This window comes from Sporosarcina sp. P29, from assembly GCF_002743265.1.
Lineage (GTDB): Bacteria > Bacillota > Bacilli > Bacillales_A > Planococcaceae > Sporosarcina.
In genome coordinates, this window is record NZ_PDYX01000001.1 from 159555 (window position 1) to 182888 (window position 23334).

At 41.1% G+C, this 23334-nt stretch carries 22 protein-coding genes; 6 read left to right on the forward strand and 16 right to left on the reverse strand.

Features of this window, described 5'->3' with window-relative positions; genetic code table 11:
• The first annotated feature begins 53 nt into the window (after positions 1-53).
• Entirely contained in the window at positions 54-383 is a 330-nt protein-coding gene (locus tag CSV68_RS00725) for a YtpI family protein (RefSeq protein WP_099632810.1), read from the forward strand.
• An 11-nt stretch (positions 384-394) separates the two neighbouring features.
• On the opposite strand, the gene CSV68_RS00730 is transcribed toward CSV68_RS00725, so the two are convergent.
• The gene (locus CSV68_RS00730; RefSeq protein WP_099632809.1) at positions 395-1702 is read right to left on the reverse strand and encodes a DRTGG domain-containing protein; all 1308 of its coding nucleotides are present in this window, start codon (positions 1700-1702) and stop codon (positions 395-397) included.
• 126 nt (positions 1703-1828) lie between these two features.
• Positions 1829-2506, reverse strand: coding sequence for a metal-dependent hydrolase (locus tag CSV68_RS00735; protein WP_099661239.1), 678 nt, complete (start codon positions 2504-2506; stop codon positions 1829-1831).
• A gap of 106 nt (positions 2507-2612) precedes the next feature.
• On the opposite strand from CSV68_RS00735, the gene CSV68_RS00740 reads away from it, so the two are divergent.
• Entirely contained in the window at positions 2613-3710 is a 1098-nt protein-coding gene (locus CSV68_RS00740) for a M24 family metallopeptidase (RefSeq protein ID WP_099632807.1), read from the forward strand.
• 93 nt (positions 3711-3803) lie between these two features.
• Here CSV68_RS00740 and ald read toward each other — a convergent pair whose 3' ends face one another.
• Positions 3804-4925, reverse strand: coding sequence for an alanine dehydrogenase (gene ald, locus CSV68_RS00745; RefSeq protein WP_099632806.1), 1122 nt, complete (start codon positions 4923-4925; stop codon positions 3804-3806).
• Between the two features lie 243 nt (positions 4926-5168).
• Here ald and CSV68_RS00750 point away from each other — a divergent pair, with 243 nt between their 5' ends.
• Positions 5169-5624, forward strand: coding sequence for a universal stress protein (locus CSV68_RS00750; protein ID WP_099632805.1), 456 nt, complete (start codon positions 5169-5171; stop codon positions 5622-5624).
• 177 nt (positions 5625-5801) lie between these two features.
• Here CSV68_RS00750 and CSV68_RS00755 read toward each other — a convergent pair whose 3' ends face one another.
• The 5 genes from CSV68_RS00755 to sppA form a co-directional block, all read right to left on the reverse strand.
• Positions 5802-7028 (reverse strand): acetate kinase, encoded by a 1227-nt coding sequence (locus CSV68_RS00755; protein ID WP_099661240.1) that lies wholly within the window; start codon positions 7026-7028, stop codon positions 5802-5804.
• A gap of 148 nt (positions 7029-7176) precedes the next feature.
• The gene (locus CSV68_RS00760) at positions 7177-8091 is read right to left on the reverse strand and encodes a class I SAM-dependent methyltransferase (RefSeq protein ID WP_099661241.1); all 915 of its coding nucleotides are present in this window, start codon (positions 8089-8091) and stop codon (positions 7177-7179) included.
• A 51-nt stretch (positions 8092-8142) separates the two neighbouring features.
• Positions 8143-8646 carry a thiol peroxidase gene (gene tpx / locus CSV68_RS00765; protein WP_099632802.1) on the reverse strand — a complete coding sequence of 168 codons (504 nt, stop codon included), beginning with the start codon at positions 8644-8646 and terminating at the stop codon, positions 8143-8145.
• A gap of 28 nt (positions 8647-8674) precedes the next feature.
• Positions 8675-9220, reverse strand: a complete 546-nt coding sequence (locus CSV68_RS00770; RefSeq protein ID WP_233190364.1) for an RDD family protein — start codon at positions 9218-9220, stop codon at positions 8675-8677.
• A 17-nt stretch (positions 9221-9237) separates the two neighbouring features.
• Positions 9238-10242, reverse strand: a complete 1005-nt coding sequence (sppA, locus tag CSV68_RS00775; protein WP_099632800.1) for a signal peptide peptidase SppA — start codon at positions 10240-10242, stop codon at positions 9238-9240.
• 105 nt (positions 10243-10347) lie between these two features.
• On the opposite strand from sppA, the gene CSV68_RS00780 reads away from it, so the two are divergent.
• On the forward strand, positions 10348-11148 hold the full coding sequence (locus CSV68_RS00780) for an NAD kinase (protein ID WP_099661242.1): 801 nt from the start codon (positions 10348-10350) through the stop codon (positions 11146-11148).
• A gap of 75 nt (positions 11149-11223) precedes the next feature.
• Here CSV68_RS00780 and mbcS read toward each other — a convergent pair whose 3' ends face one another.
• The 6 genes from mbcS to CSV68_RS00810 all read right to left on the reverse strand — a co-directional run bounded on the left by mbcS (position 11224) and on the right by CSV68_RS00810 (position 19802).
• Positions 11224-12801, reverse strand: a complete 1578-nt coding sequence (gene mbcS / locus CSV68_RS00785) for an acyl-CoA synthetase MbcS (protein WP_099632798.1) — start codon at positions 12799-12801, stop codon at positions 11224-11226.
• A 464-nt stretch (positions 12802-13265) separates the two neighbouring features.
• Positions 13266-13469, reverse strand: coding sequence for an alpha/beta-type small acid-soluble spore protein (locus CSV68_RS00790; protein WP_085426568.1), 204 nt, complete (start codon positions 13467-13469; stop codon positions 13266-13268).
• A 76-nt stretch (positions 13470-13545) separates the two neighbouring features.
• Positions 13546-14748 (reverse strand): tRNA uracil 4-sulfurtransferase ThiI, encoded by a 1203-nt coding sequence (thiI, locus tag CSV68_RS00795; protein ID WP_099632797.1) that lies wholly within the window; start codon positions 14746-14748, stop codon positions 13546-13548.
• The gene (locus CSV68_RS00800; RefSeq protein ID WP_099661243.1) at positions 14745-15878 is read right to left on the reverse strand and encodes a cysteine desulfurase family protein; all 1134 of its coding nucleotides are present in this window, start codon (positions 15876-15878) and stop codon (positions 14745-14747) included. The genes thiI and CSV68_RS00800 overlap by 4 nt, the downstream gene beginning before the upstream one ends.
• A 74-nt stretch (positions 15879-15952) precedes the next feature.
• Positions 15953-17644 (reverse strand): septation ring formation regulator EzrA, encoded by a 1692-nt coding sequence (gene ezrA / locus CSV68_RS00805; protein WP_099661244.1) that lies wholly within the window; start codon positions 17642-17644, stop codon positions 15953-15955.
• Between the two features lie 205 nt (positions 17645-17849).
• Positions 17850-19802 (reverse strand): flagellar assembly protein A, encoded by a 1953-nt coding sequence (locus CSV68_RS00810; protein ID WP_158233473.1) that lies wholly within the window; start codon positions 19800-19802, stop codon positions 17850-17852.
• 180 nt (positions 19803-19982) lie between these two features.
• Here CSV68_RS00810 and CSV68_RS00815 point away from each other — a divergent pair, with 180 nt between their 5' ends.
• Complete coding sequence (locus tag CSV68_RS00815; RefSeq protein WP_099661246.1) at positions 19983-20786, forward strand: S1C family serine protease; 804 nt, start codon at positions 19983-19985, stop codon at positions 20784-20786.
• Between the two features lie 87 nt (positions 20787-20873).
• Here the strand turns inward: CSV68_RS00815 and CSV68_RS00820 are convergent, their stop codons facing one another.
• Positions 20874-21191 carry a YflT domain-containing protein gene (locus CSV68_RS00820; RefSeq protein WP_099632792.1) on the reverse strand — a complete coding sequence of 106 codons (318 nt, stop codon included), beginning with the start codon at positions 21189-21191 and terminating at the stop codon, positions 20874-20876.
• A gap of 222 nt (positions 21192-21413) precedes the next feature.
• On the opposite strand from CSV68_RS00820, the gene CSV68_RS00825 reads away from it, so the two are divergent.
• Positions 21414-21794: a carboxymuconolactone decarboxylase family protein gene (locus tag CSV68_RS00825; protein ID WP_369823454.1), complete on the forward strand. Its 381-nt coding sequence runs from the start codon at positions 21414-21416 to the stop codon at positions 21792-21794.
• 43 nt (positions 21795-21837) lie between these two features.
• Here the strand turns inward: CSV68_RS00825 and CSV68_RS00830 are convergent, their stop codons facing one another.
• Positions 21838-22986, reverse strand: coding sequence for a baeRF3 domain-containing protein (locus CSV68_RS00830; protein WP_099632791.1), 1149 nt, complete (start codon positions 22984-22986; stop codon positions 21838-21840).
• Positions 22987-23334: the final 348 nt, after the last annotated feature.

Genomic DNA, 23334 nt, shown 5'->3' on the forward strand with positions numbered 1-23334 from the left:
GAACCTCTACTGTTAGGTAGTAGGTTATTTTGTATGTATTGGAGGCTTTTTTGATGGAAATGGTTAATTTTATTTTTGTATTTGGTATCGTCGCTTCAGGCGTATTCTATTTTGTTTTCAAAACACGACAATTCCGCACAAGCCATATGTTTCCCATCCGTAAAAAGATGTATGCAAGTTTGGCCGGCACAGCACTTGGTGCCCTATTGATCTTCTTCGGAATTAATCAATTGCTCATATTTGATGGCGTACTAACCTATATCGTGTCAGCTATATTCATTTTATTCGGTGGATATGTGGCCATATTTAACTTTAATGCTCAGAAACATTATAAGCAGTTTGTAGCTGAAGAACGTGAACTAAACAAAGCTGATGTCAATTGACGTCAGCTTTTTTATTTCTCAAAAAGCTGGAAAGTCCCCATAGCTTTCGCTACAATTCCGTCGTTTGACGTTAATTCGATTTCTAGTTTGATGAATCGGCGACTCAAGTGAATAATCTTTGGCTCCACTGTTACCGTTGCGCCAAGTTGCACTTGTTTGATGAAATAGATTGTCACATTCTCAGGCACACTTTCGCCGCGTTTTTGAAGCTTAATCGTACGACTGCCTGCTTCCGTCAGAATCGTCAACATCGCTCCGTAAGACAATGAACCAAATTGATTGGTCATCTGCGGCACCACAGCGAACTCGATTTTTTCAGGTGAATTGGCAATGGCTTTCATTTGGTTTTTGACAATGTCGTCAATGGTTTCCCCTTGTTGCGGTTGACGTTGCGTCATTTGCAATGCTTTTAGGACATCCTGACGACTGATGATCCCTTCGAGGACTCCAGCATCATTAACGACAGGCATTAAATCAATACCTTCCCAAATCATACTGTGTCCTGCTGATGCCACACTCATTTTTCCGTTTACAGTGATTGGCCCTGGCGTCATAACTTTCCCAATAGTTTCTACATCGGGGTTGCTCACAACATCGCGGGACGTAATAATTCCTACTAATGTGCCATCAGATTTTACTACAGGGTAGGCTGAGTGCGATGTTTGATGATTGACTTCGTAAAATTGGTCGACTGAATCCTCAGGAGATAATGTCACTGTACTGGCCAGTGGCGTTAAAATATCCTCAACAAGCAAAATTTCTTTTTCAATCAACTGATCATAAATCGCTCGGTTTAGCATAGTCGCTACTGTGAAAGTATCGTAACTTGTTGAAATCACAGGCAAATTCATTTCGTCTGCTAGCTGCTTCACTTCATCTGTCGCATCGAAGCCACCCGTAACAAGTACAGCTGCCCCCGCTTTAATCGCAATTTCATGCGCTTTCAAACGATTTCCTACAATCAATAAACTGCCTGCATCGATATAGCGGATCATATCTTCAAGTTGCATGGCTCCCACTACAAATTTCGTTAATGTTTTATGTAATCCATCCCGTCCACCCAGCACGACGCCATCTACAATGTTGATGACTTCCGCGAATGTTAAGCGTTCAATATTTTCTTTTTTCTTTTTCTCAATTCGGATTGTACCTACACGTTCAATCGTATTCACCAGTTTTTGATTTTCCGCTTCTTTTATCGCTCGGTAAGCGGTTCCATCACTGACTTCTAATACTTTCGCAACTTGGCGGACGGAGATCTTTTCTCCCACGGCCAAGCTTTCGATATAACGCAAAATCTGCTCGTGTTTAGTTGACATGATTTCACCTTTTTCTTCGACCTAGTTTAAGGTTTCGGCTTTTTGATAATCATACCATAAAACCATAAAAAAAACGGTCTAAGACACGAACAATGCGCCTTAGACCGTAATTTTTCATTTCACATTTTACAGTTCGATTGATTCCCCTGGTTCCATTATTCTCACTTCATAATTCGTTACGAGTGACTTGAAGTCTTCAGGATCCACTTCGATTGGTGGGAAAGTATTGAAATGAACCGGAACAGTTAGCTTCGGTTTCAGCAACTCGACTGCTTTTGCGGCATCTTTAGGACCCATCGTGAAATTATCACCAATCGGTAAGAACGCCACATCAATTCCATCTTCCCCATACAGTTTCATATCACTAAACAGTGAAGTATCCCCTGCATGATAGATTACTTTATCTTCTATCGTCAATAGTAACCCCGCTGGCATACCTGTATATATAATCTCATTATCTTCCGTTGTATAGGAAGAACTATGGAATGCCTGTGTATATTTCACGGTACCAAAATCAAACTCTTTTGCTCCACCAATGTTCATTCCATGCGTGTTCAATCCTTGGAATCCAAGGTATACGGCTAATTCATTTGGTGCTACGACTAGTATGTCTTCCCTTTTAGCAATATCCATCGTATCGCCTACATGGTCATTATGTCCGTGCGTTAGTAAAATCACGTCCGGTTTTTCCTCTTCCGCTTGTAGATCTGTTAATTTATTGCCTGTAATGAAAGGATCGATTAATATCGTCTTTCCTTTTGTCTCAATTTTTACGATCGAATGACCATGGTATGAGATTTTCACAACGATCACACTCCTCTTTTTAATTACCTACTCTCTCTATACCTTCTGCAAAACAGCTTAAAACCCTCTTATTTGTTATACTAACCAAAACGGAGGAGGAAATAATTTGACGAACATTCAAAAAGTACAAGATTTCTTAGAGAAACATAATATTGATGCCGCACTCATAACGAATCCAGATAATATATTTTATCTGACTGATTTCCGCAGCGATCCCCACGAGCGGTTACTAGCTGTAGTTGTTTTCAAAGAAGCGGACCCATTTATTATTTGTCCAGCTATGGAAGTGGCCGATGTAAAAGCAATTGGTTGGCAGTATGATGCTATCGGCTATAAGGATACAGATAATGCGTTCAAATTTTTAGATGAAGCCATAACGGAACGGATTTCTACATGTTCATTGCTCGCAATTGAAAAAGAACATCTAACTGTTGATCGATTCGAAATACTGCAAGAGCGTTTCCCTGCCCTACAATTCGCAAAGCTGGATGATATACTGGCAAATAATCGTCTAATCAAAAATGATGTGGAACTTCAGCATTTACGTAAAGCAGCTGAATTGGCAGATTATGCAATTGAAGTAGGTTGCAATGAAATCGCAGAAGGAAAAACCGAACTAGAAATAGTTCAAGCTGTAGAACAGGCTGTGAAACAAAAAGGTGCAGAGAAGATGTCATTCGATACCATTATCGTTTCCGGTACAAAAACCGCTTCACCTCATGGTATTCCAGGAGATAAGAGAATTGAAAAAGGGGATTTCATCTTATTTGATCTAGGTGTTGTGTATAAAGGTTACTGCTCTGACATCACGCGTACGATTGCCTTTGGCGAGCCTACAGAAGAAAAGCGTAAAATTTATGAGACGGTCAAGAAAGCACAACAAGCAGCTATTGATGTAGTACGTCCTGGCACATTAGCTCGGGAAGTTGATCATGCGGCACGGTCCATCATTGAAGAAGCAGGATACGGAAAATTGTTCCCGCACCGTATTGGACACGGTCTTGGTATTTCTGTTCATGAGTTCCCTTCTTTAACAGGCACGAATGATATGCCACTTCAAGAAGGTATGGTCTTCACCATTGAGCCAGGTATATATGATCCAGCAATCACGGGTGTGCGGATTGAGGATGATCTGTATGTAACCAAAGATGGTGTCGAAGTGTTAACGAAGTTCCCTAAAGAATTGAAGATTATCGCAGAATAAGCAATATGAAGAGAAAAAAACTGAAGACAAACTCCAATGCAGGGGTTTGTCTTCAGTCCTAGACCGCTACTTTATGTAGTGGTCCTTTTTAGTTTAGATTGTTTCTAGTGCTTCTTCAATGTTTACGTGATCCAGCTCTTGCGCTTCTGCTACTGCTTTGTACGTTATTTTTCCAGCTAGTGTGTTAATTCCTTTACGTAGTGCTTCGTTGTCTGTACATGCTTTTTTGACGCCTTTGTTAGCGATTTGAAGAGCGTAAGGGATCGTCACGTTTGTCAGTGCCATGGTAGATGTTTGTGGAACTGCACCTGGCATGTTCGCTACTGCGTAGTGAATAACACCGTGTTTCGTATACGTTGGGTCATCGTGTGTTGTAACGCGGTCCGATGTCTCGAAAATCCCACCTTGATCAATCGCAATATCAATGACTACAGAGCCAGGGCCCATGGATTTCACCATTTCTTCTGTTACGAGAGTTGGCGCTTTTGCACCTGGAATCAGAACACAACCGATTACCAAATCTGCATCTTTTACTGCTTTAGCGATGTTAAACGGATTGGATACTAATGTTTGAATATGCTCTCCGAAAATCTCATCAAGCTGACGTACACGCTCAACCGATAGATCCAAGATCGTTACGTGTGCACCGATTCCGATTGCCACACGTGCAGCATTTGTACCAGCTTGTCCACCACCAATGATGGTGATTTTCCCACGTGATACACCCGGTACTCCAGCAAGCAAAATCCCTTTGCCGCCTTTCGTTTTTTCCAAGTACTGTGCGCCGATTTGCGTTGCCATACGGCCCGCTACTTCACTCATTGGTGCTAGTAGAGGTAAGCCACCGCCAGGAAGTTGAACTGTTTCATAAGCAATTGCTGTTACTTTTTTATTAAGCAATTCTTGTGTTAACTTTAACTCTGGTGCTAAATGAAGATACGCAAATAGAATTAATCCTTCACGGAAATACTGATATTCTGACTCTGCAGGTTCTTTAACTTTCAGTACCATATCCGCTTCCCATACTTCAGCGGCAGAATCTACGATTGTCGCGCCTGCTTCTTGATACTCTTCATCCTGGAAACTCGAACCGATTCCAGCACCTTTTTCAATTAATACTTCATGACCAGCGTTTAGTAGAGTTAGTACACTTGAAGGGGCTATTGCCACTCGGTTCTCATTATTTTTAATCTCTTTTGGAACACCAATACGCATGCAAAATCCTCCTAGAATTGTAATTTCTTTTCATTCATTTTTCATTATCTCATTGTCGATTCATGACTATTTAATCTTATCAGAAAATAGCTAGATTTACCTCTTTTTTTCAATGTTATTCCATACAAACTTCATTTTCTAAATTTTGATAAAACATTTCGACAAAAAAGAAGGACTATTATAAAACTACGTAGAATAAGAATAGTGTAGAAAGAATTTAATTTTAAGGATGGAGTGGTAATTATGGCACTTACTTACAAAGACATCATCGTAGCCGTGGATGGTTCAGATGAGGCGAAATGGGCTTTCAAGAAAGCGATCGCCATTGCAGATCGTAACGACGCAACTCTTCACTTGATCAATATTATTGATACACGTTCTTACGCAGCAGTTGAAGCGTATGATCGTTCAATCGCTGAGCGTGCGCAGAAATACGCTGAAGAGTTGTTAACTGATTATCGTAATGAAGCTGTCGCAGCGGGCGTTGCAAATGTGGAGATCCACGTAGAATACGGTTCTCCTAAGACGTTGATCCCACGCGATATCGCTAAGAAACTTAATGCAGATTTAATTATCTGTGGTGCTACAGGTCTAAATCGTGTAGAACGTTTCTTAATCGGAAGTGTTTCCGAGAATATCGTGCGTTCTGCGAAATGTGATGTACTAGTTGTACGTACACCGGAACATCTACAAGGCTAATGAGTAACTACAGACTGTCCAAGGAGTCGTTCATTCGATTTCTTGTGGCAGTCTTTTTTATTCTTGCCTATCAAGTGTTGGCGGTAGACGCCGTTGATCAACGTTCTAAGTAATGCTTTTACGATTTCTTAAAAAATCCCGACTGTCAGAATTCTGACGGTCGGGATTTTGTGTGATTTATTCAACTGCTACTTTCTCTGCTTCTACTGGTACCGGAATTTCCGCGATGCGCACAGTGTCGCGTGCTAGCATGATTTCTTCGTTTGTTGGGATGATCAGTACTTTGACTGGTGAATGCGGGAAGCTGATATACGCTTCTTCACCACGGATGTTGTTAAGGCTTGGGTCAAAGTAGACACCCATGAATTCCAATCCGTTCATTACTTTTTCACGAACGATTGCACTATTCTCGCCAATCCCTGCTGTGAAGATGATTGCATCCACTCCACCCATTCCAGCTGCGTATTGTCCGATGTGTTGGTGGATACGATCTGTGAAGACGTCCAGAGCCAATTGCGCACGGTGGTTGCCTTGTTCTGCAGCTTCCGTAATATCGCGCAAGTCACTTGAAAATCCACTGATTCCAAGTAGTCCTGATTTTTTATTTAACGTGTTGACGACTTCTTCAGCTGATTCATTCGTACGCTCCATCATATACGGAATAAGAGCCGGATCAATATTACCTGACCGCGTGCCCATAATTACTCCTGCTAACGGAGTGAAGCCCATAGACGTGTCTACTGACTTACCACCTTTAACTGCTGCGATACTCGCGCCGTTACCTAAGTGACAAGAGATTAGACGTGTATCTTCAAGTGGTCTATTCAAAATCTTTGCAGCACGCTCCGTTACGTATTTATGGCTCGTCCCGTGGAAACCGTATTTACGAATCCCGTATTTTTCATAGTATTCATATGGTAACGCATACAAAAATGCTTTTTCAGGCATCGTCTGGTGAAATGCTGTATCAAAGATTGCAACTGAAGGTGTGTTTGGTAGCGCTTTCTCAAAAGCTTTAATTCCTACAATGTTTGCTGGATTATGCAGAGGTGCGAAGCTTGAAATTTCTTCAAGTCTCTCGACCACTTCATCTGTAATTAATACTGAGTCACTATAAAGTTCTCCCCCATGAACAACACGGTGACCGATTCCGTCAATCTCATCATAGGATGAAACGACTCCCTCACTGAGTAAATGCTCCAAAAGCATCTCAACTGCCATCGAGTGATCTGTAACATCTACTACTTTTTCGATTTTCTTTTCGGCAGTTGCCATTGTGAAAACCGATTTTTCTAAACCAATTCGCTCGAATAACCCCTTAGTAATTTCTTCTTCGTTCGTCATTTCAATCAATTGAAACTTCAAAGAAGAACTGCCTGCATTTATCGACAAAATCTTCGGCATAAATACCCACCCCTTAAAATAATTACGTCGTAGAACGTTTGAATTTATTATAGTATCTAACAATTTTAAAAGCAATGGAATTCATGGATCTGTACTATCTTTCCGCTAATATATTCACGAATTAAAAAAGAAGAGAAGTGACTTTTCGTCACTCCTCTTCTTCATCCATCCATGCACTAAGTTTATCGAAGAACTTTTGCATAGCGGTTGTATTGCCAAGCTCAGGTATTTTCGCTAACAATACGTCCGGCAAGACAAAGTTTTCATTTGGCGGTTGTTGTAATAATAAAATACTTTTCGCGAAACGCTGATCCGCAAATAATGAAGAAGGCAATTCAAGCAAGCCTCTCAATAATTTATGTTCTTTGACAAAATTCAAAATGGGTTCTGCCCCTTCAGCAGTCAACAACTTCGAAGGTACGATGAATAATCCATAACCACCCGGCTTCACGTAGCGCATAGATTGCTCAATATATAAATAATGAGAGAAAGCATGGCCTTCAGGTGCCATTAGTTCATAATCCAAAGCGACTTCATCGTCAGGATAATAGCCTACAGGTAAGTCACTCACTACCGCATCGACTACATCAATAGGTAACGGACGAAGCGCGTCTTGTAAATAAAATGATACCGGCAACTCCAATAAATTGGCTGTCGCTACAGCAATTTGGATCAACACATCATCGATTTCAACTGCACTGGCAGAAGCGGAACCTTTGTATTGATTCAATACTGTAAACAACAAGTTCCCTGTTCCTGCTGCGGGATCCAATAACGTGACAGGCTGAGTTGAGTCTAGTAATTTATTGACTAGATAGCCCATCAAAAAGCCAATTGTATCAGGAGTCATTTGGTGATGAGCTTGTGTGGACTGCTTCAATCCTTTTAATAAGGCTAGTTGAATGCCTTTACGAATTTCCTCTTTATCTGGATCTTGTAAGTCTACCGCTGACGGTTGATCGAGCCACTTTTCACTAGCTTCCAACACCGCATCCAAATACAATCCTTCAGTAGCCGCCGCATGATTGTCATAATACGTAAAAACTTTTTCCATGTTGTTCATTTGAAATTCCTCCAAGAAGAAACCCACCTCTTGTTCAGGTGGGTTTTTTAATTAATTCAATTCTTTTACTGCTTTGATTGCTGCATCATAATCTGGGTGGTCTGTCGCTTCACTCACATATTCAACATATGTGACTTTGTCATCACGATCGACAACGAAGATAGAACGAGTCAATAATCGTAATTCCTCAATCGCCGTACCAAACGCTTTACCGAATGAAAGATCACGATGATCGGAATATAAGTGTAAATTCTCTACGTTCTCATTTTCTTTCCAACGCCCTTGTGCAAACGGTAGATCGCAAGAAATCGTCATGACTTCCACATCCTCACCGAGTGAAGTTGCTTCGTCGTTGAAACGCTTAGTCTGGATGGAACATACACCTGTATCAACAGAAGGCACAACACTAATCAAACGTACTTTACCTTTTGAATCGTCAAGTGTAACAGGATTCAAATCATTCGCAAGCACTGTGAAGCTTGGTGCCTGATCTCCTACTTTCACCTCTGAACCTAATAGATGAATCGGATTATCTTTGAATGTAACTTGTACCATAACTAACCACTCCTTTTAAGCTAGTGTACTAAACTGTAGGGTCATCATGCAACTGATGGTGTTCAGGGTGAATGATTTTCTGTACTTCTTTTCTCTCAAATGTTCGTTCATGAACCACAACCGTGTCAGCGAAAACATCATGAAGTGCTTTCTTTTGTGGTAAGAACAACACTAGCAAATACGGAATCCATAGCATTTGTGAAATGAAACGGCCGAAACCTTCTCTAAAGATAACGGAACTAAAGCTTAACTTCTCGCCGTTTGTTTTCATCACTCGAATGCCCATAATCATTTTCCCTATAGTTTGCCCCGCTATTTTCGTCATCAAGATAAAATACAACAATAACAAGACAAGTGCTGTCACTTTATACGGGCTGAATAAAAAGGCAGAGGGCTTGGTGATCGCAATATCGAGCACACGGAACACCGGCTTGACAAAGATGCCGCTAACAGCCGAAAGAATCAGCATGTCGATTAAAAATGCCCACAGTCTGATCCAGAAGCCTGCATACTTTGGCACGAGCGTCTGTTCAAGTCGCACGGTTGGTTGCGTATCTAGCAGTTCATTCGTCATTATCGTTTCCCTCCTTGTTATTCACCGTATAAATACATCATGCGTGGTGCTGTATTTTCAGTCAGTAATTTTTTCATAATTTGTGATTCGACATCTCCATTGAATACATCATGCGCTTTCATGGACAGAATCGCTTTCAAATTAGTAGGCATTCCATATTCGAATACTTCTGCTTTTTCTAAGTGATAATCTTCTTTCATTGCAGAAATAACACTTGGTAGCTTACCATAATCATCCGCAAGTCCCGCTTCAATCGCTTGACGACCATTCATGACACGTCCATCCGCTACTTTACGGACAGCTGCTTCAGACATACCGCGTCCCTCTACAATAATATCAACGAAGCGTTTATACGAATCATCAATCATTTCCTGTAGCATTGCACGTTCTTCAGGTTTCATGTCACGTGTCGGGCTCATCATGTCTTTATAGGGTCCAGACTTGATTGTCGGGAATTCCACACCGTATTTCTCAGCCAATTTTCCGTAGTTAATCGATTGCATGATGACACCAATCGAACCAGTCAATGTTTCAGGATGAACATAAATTTTATCGGCAGGAGCTGAAATATAATAGCCTCCTGAAGCCGCCATACCGCCCATCGCTACGTAGACTGGAATTTCTTTCGATTCCTGAATTTCTGTGATCGCATCATAAATATCAGATGACTCCAATACACCGCCACCTGGTGAGTTGACAGAAAGGACAATTCCTTTCACCGTGTCGTCATTCGATAATTCATTCAACTGTGTCAAGAACTGCTTGTGGTTGTACTCTGCTCCACTGAAAATTGTAGCTTCCCCAACATCTTGAATGACGCCATCTACTGTCAATACCGCAATTCGCTCATTGACACTTCCTTCTTCTACTACTGTTTCTTGCACTTGCGTCTCCATTAAATTGATTTCATTGACGAAACTGTTCCAATCTCTCGTGAAAACCCATGACATCGCGTTAATACCTACCGACACAATAATCAATGTGGCAGTTACCGCTACGGCAATCCATCTTTTTGCATTCATAATTAAAGTTCCTCCTTTGTCCACATCTACCTATACGTTCCTCATCGTCCAAATGTTTCATTCATGCTACACTTATTCTATTAACTGAATAAGGAGATGATTCAAATGAATTCCCTACATACTATCTTTCTCTTCAGCCGTTTGGATGAAGACACCGTACATAAAAAACATTTCATTGCCCAACGCCTTAAAAACGAAGGCTTCAAATTAACTGAAGATCATACCGAAGCGACCGTGGTCATTAGTATCGGCAGTGACGGCACATTCCTTCAAGCGGTTCGTAAAACGGATTTCCGTCAGGATGTTCTATATCTCGGAACATCTGTAAAAGGAGCACACGGTGTATATTGTGATTTTAAATACGATGATATCAGTCGCCTAACAGAAACTTTACAGCAATCCACAATTGAAGAACGTCATTATCCACTTCTCGAAGTAACGATCAATCAGCAGAACCCGTTCTTCTGCCTGAATGAATTCAGCATACGTTCCACAATCATCCGCACATTTGTCATGAATATTTACATCGATGATTTATTGTTCGAAACGTTTCTTGGCGACGGCATGATCATCTCTACGCCAACTGGCAGTACGGCGTATAATAAATCCGTTAAGGGCGCCGTAATTGATCCGCGACTTCCTTCTTTCCAAGTGACAGAACTCGCATCAGTTAATAATAATCGCTACCGCACACTCGGCACGTCGTTCATCCTAAGCAATGAACGAACGTTGACGCTCAATATCCAACAAGAAGGCAATGAATTCCCTTCCATTGCAGCAGATAACGAAGCACTCGGTATTAAACAAGTAGAAAAAGTAGAAGCGCGACTCAGCAATAAAGTCATTCGTACCGCTAAACTTCTAGATAACTCATTCTTCGAGAAAGTCCAACGTACGTTCTTTTAAAATAAAATGAAAAGGACTGTCAAATGTCGGTACAAAACGACTCTTGACAGTCCTTTTTATAGCCTTACGACAACGTCAATTTTGATTTTGTTCTTTTTTGCGCAATTCAACCCGCATGATTTTTCCTGAAGATGTTTTTGGCAACTCTTCTAAAAACTCAATCTTACGTGGATATTTATAAGGTGCCGTCAGTTCTTTGACATGGTTTTGCAACTCTTTCACAAGTTTTTCAGTTGATTCTGTCGCATTGTCACGCAAGACAACAAACGCCTTGACGATATTTCCGCGTTCAGGATCAGGGCTTGCTACTACTGCGCACTCACGAACTGCAGGGTGCTTGATCAACGCATCTTCCACTTCGAAAGGTCCAATCGTATAACCTGAGCTCACAATGATATCATCGCCTCGGCCCTCAAACCAGAAATAGCCGTCTTCATCTTTTTTAGCACGGTCACCCGTAATATAATAATCCCCTCTAAATTGCATTCTCGTGCGTTCTGGATCATTTAAATATTCTTGGAAAAGTGCTGGCGTTGATTTATGAACCGCAATATCTCCCACTACACCTACGTCTGCCGGTTTGCCTTCATCAGTAATGACATCGACGATATTCCCTGGTGTTGGTTTGCCCATTGATCCAGGACGTGGTTCCATTCCAATCATCGTACCGACTAGCAGCGTGTTCTCTGTTTGCCCATAGCCATCACGTACAGAAAGCGAGAACTGTTTCTCAAAAATATCAATAATTCCACGATTTAATGGCTCTCCTGCTGAGACGGCACTTTTTAGAGAAGCTAATGAAAACTTGTCCAAATTCTCCGCTTTTGCGATAAATCGGTATTCAGTCGGCGTACAACATAGAACACTCACTTGATAGTCATCCAAGAATTGCAAATATTTGTCTACGTTGAATTTGCCACTATAGACGAAACCTATCGCACCGCTTCCTAGAACAGATAAGAATGGTGTCCAAATCCACTTCTGCCAGCCTGGTGCCGCTGTAGCCCACACAATGTCATGTTCTTCAATCCCTAACCAGTTCGGTGCAGTGGTTCGCAAGTGCGCGTATCCCCAACCATGTGTATGCACTACACCTTTAGGTTTGCCTGTCGTTCCAGACGTATACGATAGAAACGCCATATCATCACTAGCGGTATCACAAGCTGTAAATTCGGACGATGCATTTTTTTCTTGCTCAGTCAGGGATACTTCCCCTTCTTTTGCTTCCCCGATAATATAAACTGTCACTTTATCTAGATTTTCTACATGTTCCAGTTGATCGGTGAACGCGTCAAATGCAATAATTGCTTTTGCGTTACTGTGCTCAATTCGATATTCAATTTCGGAGGAACGAAGCATTTCAGAACTAGGGATCACAACAAGTCCTGCCTTTAGTGCAGCAATATATGTCACATACGCTTCAATCATACGCGGTACCATGACTAGCACTACATCCCCTTTTTTCAAGCCAGTCGATGTCAGCACGTTCGCTGTACGGTTAGCGGCTAGGATGAGTTCGTCGTATGTTACTTCGTGTTCTTGATTTTGCGCATCTACATAAATTAATGCTTTTCTACCATCACCCGTTGCATACTTTTCGAATTCCGAAACAATATTGTAACGAGCTGGCGCAAGTAGTTCTTCTCGGTTCATTTCCATTCCCCCTTTTATGTAATACTACAAGTATACAAATAGAATGGCGAAATTTCAAAACATTATATACTTTTTTCCATTTTACTCTTTGGAAAGGTATAGTATGAGTTCTTTTAATATGGTGAAGGAATGAAGGAAGAGGAAAGGCTGAACGGGAAAACCCGAGGGAATTTATGCTTCGGAGGGCACGCTTTCCTGCGCATAAATCCCTGCAATGTAAGCAGGTACTACTTTTCATTGTCCATTGAAGCTGGGATTGTGGTTACTTGAATTTGATCTTGTAACAAAAAAGTTTAAAACACAACAACCGGACACATACTAACGCCAATACGCGATCCATATCCATCCCCTCGTACTCACTTTAAACTTACAAAATCTGTCCCACTTTGACCTTGAACTTAAAGCAGTTAAAAAAGATGCCCCAAGAAGCGCTATGGCTTCTGAGGCATCCCGTGTCTTACGATTTACTTAGTATAACCGTTCATTTGTGACTGAGCCTGACGCACTAATCGCTTTGTAATTTCTCCGCCGACGGATCCGTTGGCACGCGATGTTGAGTCTGGTCCAAGTTGTACTCCAAATTCAGAAGCAATTTCTTCCTTCATCTGGTTAAGAGCTTGTTGTACTCCGGGAACTAACAATTGGTTCGAGTTGTTGTTGTTTGGCATGTCGTTCACCTCCTTGTGACATTAGAATGGTCATTTTTCAAAATATCATGCAAGGAAGGTGATAGGTAATTTTTTCTTACAACAAGTCTTCGAAATCTTCTTCTGTTTGTTTGCTCGGGATTGTCGTAACCCGTTGACTAGCTACTTCTGCTACCATGTCGTCAAACTCCTGGAAGCTTTCGTAGTACGCAACTTTTTCCACTTGCGGCTTCGTTTTATTGCTCGGTGGTGTGAATACGGTACAGCAATCGTCGTATGGACGTATGGAAATATCGTATGTACCAATTTTTTGCGCGATCTCAATGATTTCTAATTTGTCCATTGCGATCAGCGGACGCAAAATCGGTGTATTCGTCACTTCGTTAATAGTCGTTAAACTCTCGAGTGTCTGACTCGCTACTTGTCCAAGGCTGTCACCCGTGATCAAACCAAGAGTATTCGTGTCTTTTCGTACTTGTTCGGCAACTTTCATCATCATTCTTCTTGTAGTCGTCATGGACAAATTGCTTGGAACTTGTTTCACAATCGTTTGCTGCAACTCGGTAAACGGAATGACGTGCAAGCGAATAACTGCCCCGAATTTTGTTAGCTGTCTGACGATGTCTTCTACTTTCTCTATCGCTAAATCACTTGTGAACGGTGGACTAGCAAAGTGAATGGCATCAAAAGACACACCGCGTTTCATCATCATATAGCCTGCGACTGGACTGTCTATTCCTCCCGATAACAACAGCAACGAGTGGCCATTAGAGCCAACTGGCATGCCGCCTGCACCTTTATAGGTGTGCGAAGAGATATAAGCTGCTTCGTGCTGGATCTCTACATATAATAAAATTTCAGGCTTCTTCATTTGAACGATTAAATCAGGGAACACTCTCAATACGTGACCGCCTAATTCTTGTTGCAATTCTCCCGTATTGAGTGGGAAACGTTTGTCTGCACGCTTAACATCTACTTTAAACGTCTTGCCAGCAGTCTCCGTTTTACCAAGAACTTTTAATGAAGTTTCTTTGATGTCTTCTAATGTAGGTTCACAAATCACAATCGGACTGAATGATTGAATGCCAAAAATCGACGGCAATATTTCCACTGCACGATCCAGTTCTTCAGGTTTTTCTGTATAAATGAACATCCGGTCACGTTCTGCACGCATCGTAACTGTTCCTAAATCGGACAAAGCTGCCTTTATATTCGCTTTCAGTTTACGGATAAATTTACTCTTATTTTTCCCTTTGAGCGACATTTCACCATATCGAATTAAAATGGTATTCCAGTTCATTTCCCCACTCCTTTTCTAATCAGCTCGACTAATTGTCGAACCGCTACTTTCAATTGTTCGATTTCTTCTATTGTTTGACTCTTACCTAAGCTAATTCTGATAACACCTTTTTCGAACTCTTGAGGTACATGAATCGCTTCAATCACATGGCTTACATCCGAATTCTTTGACGAACACGCACTGGAAGTCGAGACGATCAATCCTTGTTGTTGTAGGAAATTAATCGCAATTTCTCCTGTAATATGTGCAAATGCGACGGATAGTATATACGGGGCACTTGCGTTTGGCGCCAATACTTTGCATTCATCTATTTCCGAGAAGAACTCAACCAGATCATTCCGCCATTGTTGGAACTGCTGCATATCCACCTCTTCGACGAGTAAACGAGCAGCTTTCGCAAGTGCTGCCGCATGCGGTACCGACACGGTTCCACTGCGCAATTTATGTTCTTGCCCGCCTCCAAAGACCATTGGTTGCAGTCGAATATTTTTACGGTAAGCTAAAAACCCACTATTTTTAATTCCATAAATTTTATGAGCGGATAATGAAACAAGATCAGGTCCCTCCGTGAAATCAGTAAGCGGAAATTTCCCAAAGCTCTGCACACAATCAGAATGGAACATGGCGCGTGAAGAAGAATGGATGATTTTTGCACATTCTTCAATCGGCTGAAGTGTCCCTATTTCATTGTTAACATGCATGATACTAACTAAAATCGTATCTCTTTGCAACTTTTCTTGGAGTTCGTCCAACGAAATTCTTCCTTCTTCATCTACAGCTAAATAATCCACAGTGAAGTTCTGCTTTTCCAGTTCTTGAAAAACATTCAATACAGAAGGATGTTCAATACTTGTCGTGAGTAGATGACGACCTTTATGTTGATTGACGTATACATAACCTAGTATGGCAAGATTATTGGATTCTGTTCCGCCTGAAGTGAAAATTCCTTCTGTCAGGCCTAGTCCGATCGTTGCCAGCAGTTGAGTGCGCGCACGTTCTAATAACTTCTCTGTACGTTTTCCTTCCGCATGAAGAGATGCAGGATTGGCAAAATACGACGTAGATGCATCCATAAAGGTGCGAAGAACTCTTTCATCTGGCTTAGTTGTGGCGCTATGATCAAAATACATATGTAATCCTCTCCTTTCTATATGAATGAGCGAAACAAAGCCACCGGAAAACCGGTGGCTTTGTCGGAATATAGTTATACTTTCACTTGAATCATGCCTTGAATTTTTTTCAAAGCTCCTGGTTCCACTTCTTCAACCGCAGTACCTGCTTCTTCCAATGCTCTCAAGTAGCGACATTGCATGAAGGACTCTTCAGCTTTCAACAATTTAGTGTGAACTTCCGGATGAGACGCACGGTAACGGTTACCGTATTGGATGATTCGTTCTACAAGCAACGCGTTTTCAATCATGTCTGCAGCTTTCGCACAAACATCTGTAACTACTGTATCTGCTTTTTGAACATATGATTCAACCAATGCCATATTAAGTGGCACTTCTTCCAAACTTTGTTTCACAATAAATATTTGTTCGTCCGCTTCTTCAAGCTGTACTTCCATATCATCCGGAATTCCCGGGATATTGGCACGGTGTAAATTACGATCCGCAATTTGAAGTTGTTGTGCAAGTGTCACAATACGGGAGCGTACCAGATTTTCATCAATGCGAAGATTTTTGATACGGTTACTGAACTTAGCATGTGCTTCAGAAATTGAATCCAATTCTTCCACTAGCTCTTGCAACTCAATTTGTTGAGCGGAGTAAGCCAAGTTTTTGGCATCTTGACGTTCGATGAATATTTCAATTCGTTTCGCCAATGCGTTCAACTTTTGCAATGCCATTTGTGGAATAACGACTTCATTTTCATCAAGACGGTAACTTTGTTGAACGAATTTCACTTCTTCGATCGTATCTGGAATCGCATATTGAAGTTCTTCAAACAGATCCAACATTTGATCCAAATGCTCATCTACGTAATGACGGGAACTAACTTCCTCTTCCAATACGTCGTAGAACGATTCGATTTCATCATGAATTTCATTCACTTCCGCTGCTACTTCTTCCACATCCAAACGCGCTAATAACTGTCGAAGATCCGCAATTTGCTGTTCGATCTTGTCGAAACGTGAAGGCATTTTCAAGTGTCCTAAGTAATACTCTTGACCTTCCATTTCGATAATTCCTTTACGCAATTCTCGCAAAGCCGCTGGGATTTTCGTCTGCAGCTCATTAAGTAATGCAGGAATCTCATCAAGTAAAAACGAAAAGCGTTCTTCTTTTGCACCTAGTACAATGACAATTTCACGCGCTTGTAAGTAGTTACCATTTTCAATAAGAGCATCGTATTCTTCAAATCTTGGATTGAAGGATTCCCACTCTTTTTCTAAAGGCTCCACTGCTGGTCCAAATGCGTACTGATGAGCTAAGATCTTTTTGCGCGCGGCACGGTGGTGTTCTTTTACCGTTTCTATTTCGAACCGATTTCTTTCTTCACTGCCGATCAGTTCGTTTAGTTCCTGCAAGATCGTTCGCATTTCTTTTTCACATTCGTTCAAGATTTCGCGGATTTGTTTTTCTGTTTCCGTTGCTTTCTTAAAGCGGAAACGATCCACTTGCCCTTCAGCATCCAGTAAAAGCATATCTACATTATGAAGGCGATCATCTACTACTTCTGTCCAATTATTGCGCCATCTCTCGAACATTTCTTCTGTTTCGCCGGTCATGTTCAACTGCTTTACTTTCGTCATTTCTTCGAATATTGGCTCGTTTTGAATTTGTAATTTTTCTTGTTCCATTTCACTGATTTCTTGTATATGCTTTCGCCTAGACAGAAATGCCATCACTGTTAAAACAATGATGATAACTAATGGAATGATGACGTATATCATCTCACTATGATCCCCCTATCCCACACTTCGCGCATAAAGTGACTACTTTAGATATTATAGTATATCGTAACATGTTTAAAGCATTTTCGTCTTCTATTCACATCTTTTTTAAAAAACAACGAACTTTTTATCACATCCTAGGATATTTCAAGAGAAATTCTTGTATTTTCATATTCTTTTCTTACAAATTCTGCGAACAATTCATTTATAAAATGGATAAAAGACCATCCTCATTTAATTTTGCTGTGACTTGCTGACGAATCTGCAAGAATTCATGACGTTGCAAACCGATTTGAATCAATGTCCCAGGATGCGCTTTTGTAATTTGTATGATCCCTTCTTCATTCGTCTGAATGAATGTCTTCACGCCAGCACTTGAGCCGGTTTCATCCAATTCAATATTCCTACCTGCAATGACTTCGCCGCCACGACACACTCCTTTAATCGTAATATCATGGAGCGCCGTGATGGAACAATTATAGACACCTTTCGAGCGGATATGGATATCTCCATTACTATATAAAATACTATTTAATGCGAAGGCAGCTTGTAATACGGATTCCGGACGAATGTCTTCGCTATACATTTCTATTAATTGATTGGCTTCCTTAATCAATTTACGTAAATACAAAATATTCGTTTGTTCTTCTCTCAGCGGGTCGACAAATAACTGATACAAACGGTCAGCCAGATCTAGCCACTCTTGATCCAGTCGTTTCGTTTGATTTTTCACTAATTGGATAAAGTGTCGATTCATTTCTGTGAACTCGGCATACTTTTGCTCCAATAATAAATGAATGACTTGTTTCAATATAAAGGGCGCTACTTCTTCAGGTTTCTCGCCACGTAATGCAAAGATTTGAACAAGTGCTGAATCGATATTGCGTAAGTAAGCGAGAACTTCTTTCAAATCATTGACCATCATCGTAATAACCTTTTCCTCTACACCTACTGTGACAGTGGATGAAAAAATACTACCTTGAATGCATACAGACTTGGTTCCGCGAATGGAGGCCTTTGTGCAATTCCTCATAATCGTGATCAACCCTGAAGCTGCAATAGACATCGATGGATGAACACTCCCACCAACCCATACATCTCCCTCGAAATGAATATTGCCACTTTCCAAGCTCACATCTGCAGCATGCCGATATTCCCGATTCACATAAATCTTAGCCAGCTTCCCCCGCCACTCAATAACAGGCCTTCCATCAATTTTCGCATATAGCTTATGCAGTACACTATCTACAGTAGTACCAGGACGGATAATAATATCTTTGGGCGGTTTCACTTTATACGTTTTCCCTAGAACATTCCTGCCGCTGACCCCTTGCACCGCTGGGATATATGTAGCAATCAGCTGACCGGCTTTCACAGTCGGAATAAAGTTATGTTCGCGGAAATCAATGGGTGCTTCATGATCATCATCTTCTTGTTTTTTGAAATTCAAATGAATGTCGAGCCGAGCATCCTGACTTTCAATAGGAGAAACTCCTTGGGCGACAACAAACTCTGCGTACTCCTGCGTATTCACGGCTTGCCGAATAGCATTCATAGACATATACGAAGTATCAACCCCTATTGCATGCAGTTCTTCTACTAATAAATCGATTGTCAACTCATTGCTTACATCTACTTTTTCGGTTGCCTGGATTTTGAGAACTTGTTCCCAAGACGTATTCTCCAATGTACGTGTGATTCTTTTCCCAGGAGTCACTATGGCAGTCGCAATCATCTGATCGTCATTCAGTTGTATGACGAGTTGAGCACTCACTTCTTCGGTAACTGCCTCACACTCCATGCTATCTGTCGGTAATAAGACGGTCCGATCTGTACATTGGATTCCGTTGATCAGCAGTTCGACTCCAAGTGAAGGCACAATAATCGGGTAGGTTTGTTTACCGAATCGGGCTTCTAAACGTCCATTGCGAATACGGACACCCGCAGGAATTTCTTCTGGCTCTTGCTGTTTACTATTTGATTTTTCCTTTTCACTAATTGTTACTTCTGCTAAGATTCTTTTCAGTCCAAACATCGATGTGCCCGCAGGCCGTTTTACATGGATGTGAACTTCGTCCATCGTCAATTGCAGAATTTCAAGCGCTTCATTAATCGCCTCTCCTACCGTTTCAGCTTGCGTTGTAATGGATCTGGTCATATTTCCACCTCCATCTATGTAGTTCTTTATCTTCATATATAGTATAGCATAGAATAGATTCTTTTTAACTATGTTTTCTGACTTCTTAAACCTCGTATAAGTCTTCTTATAACGAAAACTCGGTTAGCTTTCTTTGCATTCATTATCTGGTAAACTATGTACGAGAAAGAGGTGGGACTAGTGGATAGCAAAGATCCGTATCAAGAAGATTTGGATGATGATGAACTACAAGATCTCGTACTCGAAGCACAGCGGGAAGCATTAGAAAAAGCAGCTGCTGAAAAAAATGTCCGACGCACCTATCGTCCTTTCCCTAAGTGGATGTTTTGGATCATGGCAACTACTTTAGCTCTTAGCACGTTCGCCATTGTCTTTCAGATATACTCCATTCCAGCATTGGAGTTTCTAAAAGCATCGTCAGAGTTATCTTCAGATCCACAAATAGCCGAATATAAAGAAGCAGTAGTTGTCGTAGCTACAGAAAATACTAAAGGTACAGGTTTTTCAATTAATGAACAAGGTACGATTATTACGAATTATCATGTAGTAGAAGGAAATGAATCCATGATCGTCTCTTTCCCTAAAGGCGAACGATTTACCGCAGATGTCACAAAAGTGTTTCCAGACATCGATCTTGCGGTACTTGAAGTGAACGGAACGAATCTTCCTTACTTAACTTTAGCGGAAGAAACGACCTTTTATGATCACGAGCCCATTACGTTTATCGGAAATCCTTTGAGCTTTTCAGGAATAGCGAATAAAGGTCACACAATTGACTACAAACAGCTAGCCGATTGGGATATTCCGGTCGTCATGATCAAGGCACCTGTTTATAGAGGAAATAGTGGGAGTCCTGTTATTAATGAAAAAGGTAAAGTGATTGGCATTGTGTTTGCTACGTTAGATGAGGAGACGCACGGGAAGGTGGGGTTGTTCATTCCTGTAGATGCTTATTACGCGGCCATTGCGACTGAAGAGAAGTAAGTGATAGAGAAAATGTTCTACTCGTTATGTATACAAAAATAAAACCGGTCAAAGGAACGGAATCCTTTGACCGGTTTGTTGACTATCTTATTTTTTTGCAACTAATAATAGTCTACCTTTGTCTAGTTCGCTTTCGCCTTCTTCAGCTTCTGCCTTTGAAAGACCTACAGCTTCCATCTGCGCGCGCAATGTATCACCGCGAGATGTGAACATGTTCTTCATTGTTTCAAGGAAGCCCATCTCCGCCATACCTACTTGCTCTGAATCTAATGCGTCTGAAATTTTGTCTTCACGATCTTCACTATGTGCGAAAACATAAATCTCATCATGCGTATAGCCTTGTGTCACCAATTCTTCAATCTTCTTTTTAGCTTGCACTGCGTTCTCTAGGAAAAACTTATCCATTTTATCATAACCTCCACATATACTTGTTTTGTTTTTTTGTTCTATTCATCTATACCTATTCTCGACACTCCTTAAACAATAATGTTGAATTTCACATCCTTAGAACCATTATTCTGTTTTAAACTGATAAGAACTACGTAATTTTTAGAAAGAAAAACAACGTAATAGTCGGAATATGCTATACTTTCTTTATATTCAAATAAAAAATAGGGGGCTATTTCATTGTCAACAGAACGTATTGAAGCAGGTTTAGTCAAAATCAGGGAATATGTGAGTGAAGAAGAAGCCGAACGCATGATGACAGCTGATGCATTAAAAGAACTGGCTCCGGATTTACGGAAGTACATAGTGGAGTTCGCGTATGGTGAGATTTATTCACGTCCAGGACTCGACAGTAAACAAAGACAATTGGTAACTCTCGCTTCACTCGTCACACAAGGAGCAACTACACAAATTCAAACGCATGTAAAGCGTGGATTGACGGTGGGTTTAACTACAACGGAAATCGTAGAAAGTATGATGCAACTCATTCCGTATGTTGGATTTCCACGTGTACAAACTGCGTTGACTGCAGCTAAAGAAATACTGGAACAAGAAAAATGACAGCAAAATCCGGCCTAGAGAATTCTCTAGGCCGGATTTTTTCTTACCATCTATAAATTGCAGCTGCACCCGTTTCAACAGGCATCCGTTCTTTCGGAAGAACTACGACTTCTCCTCCCGTTTTAAAGACGGTTTCTGCTAAGTCGTCCAGTACATCATCCACTGTGGATTCTTCCAGATTGTTCGTCTGAATTTCTCCCGTTTCTAGATTGATTTTACCTGGGTACTGAAAACCGTCTTCCAATACAAGTCGTCTAATACGGTCCTCACTAGCCGCTTTAGCAATTTCTTCGATGTTTCCAGAACCTTGATCGCTCGCTTTGGCATTTTCAAAGTTCTCTACTAAATCTTTTGTTTTCTGCAAATACGTCGGCTCTACTAATTCCCATGCTTGTTTACGTAATTGTTCTAAACTCAAAGCATCGAAATCGGACTTAATTCCCTCCGCTTGCAAGTGTGGATTATGGCTAAGCTCTTTGAACTGCGTCTGATATTCAGAAAGTGTTACTAAATATAAAGGAAGATCCATCGGTTTAGAGTAATGTTCTGCCACCGTTCGATCGACGTATCGGAAATAACGTTCAATATCGATATCGATTTCATCTTTTTTACCGCCATGTCCATGCATCATCGCAGTTCCAGAAGCTCCACCCGCGTTACCAGTACCTAAATAGGACTCCGTCACTTGATCGCCAATTGCTTCGTCCTTCGTTTTCGCCAATTCCTCAGGGATCTCTACTTCCTCTATACCATAGCGATTCCCTTCAAAAAGTTTGAACTCTTGTCTATTGACGCCAAGTAAATGATAGCGGTCTGCAGATTGGAATACGCGAATAAGCGGTTTAATATGGAAACTATCTGACACAATCGCCAATTCAGGGACAGGACGTTGCAGTCGATAGGCTATGATGCGATCTTTCGTCGCAAATAAGGCCAGTCCATCTCCTGCGTGTGCCCAGAATGGACGCTCGCCTTCTAGTTTCTCTAGCGGAGCCAATAGACTCTTCACTTCATTCGCCGAGTGTTTTTTAGATAACTCTTCATGCACTTTCTGTAATAAGTTTTTAAATCTGATCGGGTCTTGTTGATTTTCAGGTCGATACCGGTGGGTCGGCTGATAAATGGAAATACATGTCTCCGCTTGCTCCATCAAAAACTCATGGGGAAATTCGTTTACAATCTCTACGTTCATCCTAATCCCTCCAATAATAATTTCCTGTATACAACAACAGGCTCTATTTTACTTGTTCCCTCTTCACTTGTTTGTAAACTATACGATTTCGGTAGTGTAGAATGTCCTTGACAAACAATTACATTTCCTGTATAGTTATTGTTTGGGATTGATAACAGATCTGACATTAAGAAAAGGCGTTCTGCAGATGTTTATTCGGAACACTTATTCATCACTGGCGCGACTATAGGGTCGCAAGGACGCAAAAGTAGGTAGGGTTTGCGTTGCTTAAGGGAAACAACCAGTAGAACACGACCGCGGCAAAAGAGGTCCAATCAGAATCTACATGCTATATAAATCAACACATAT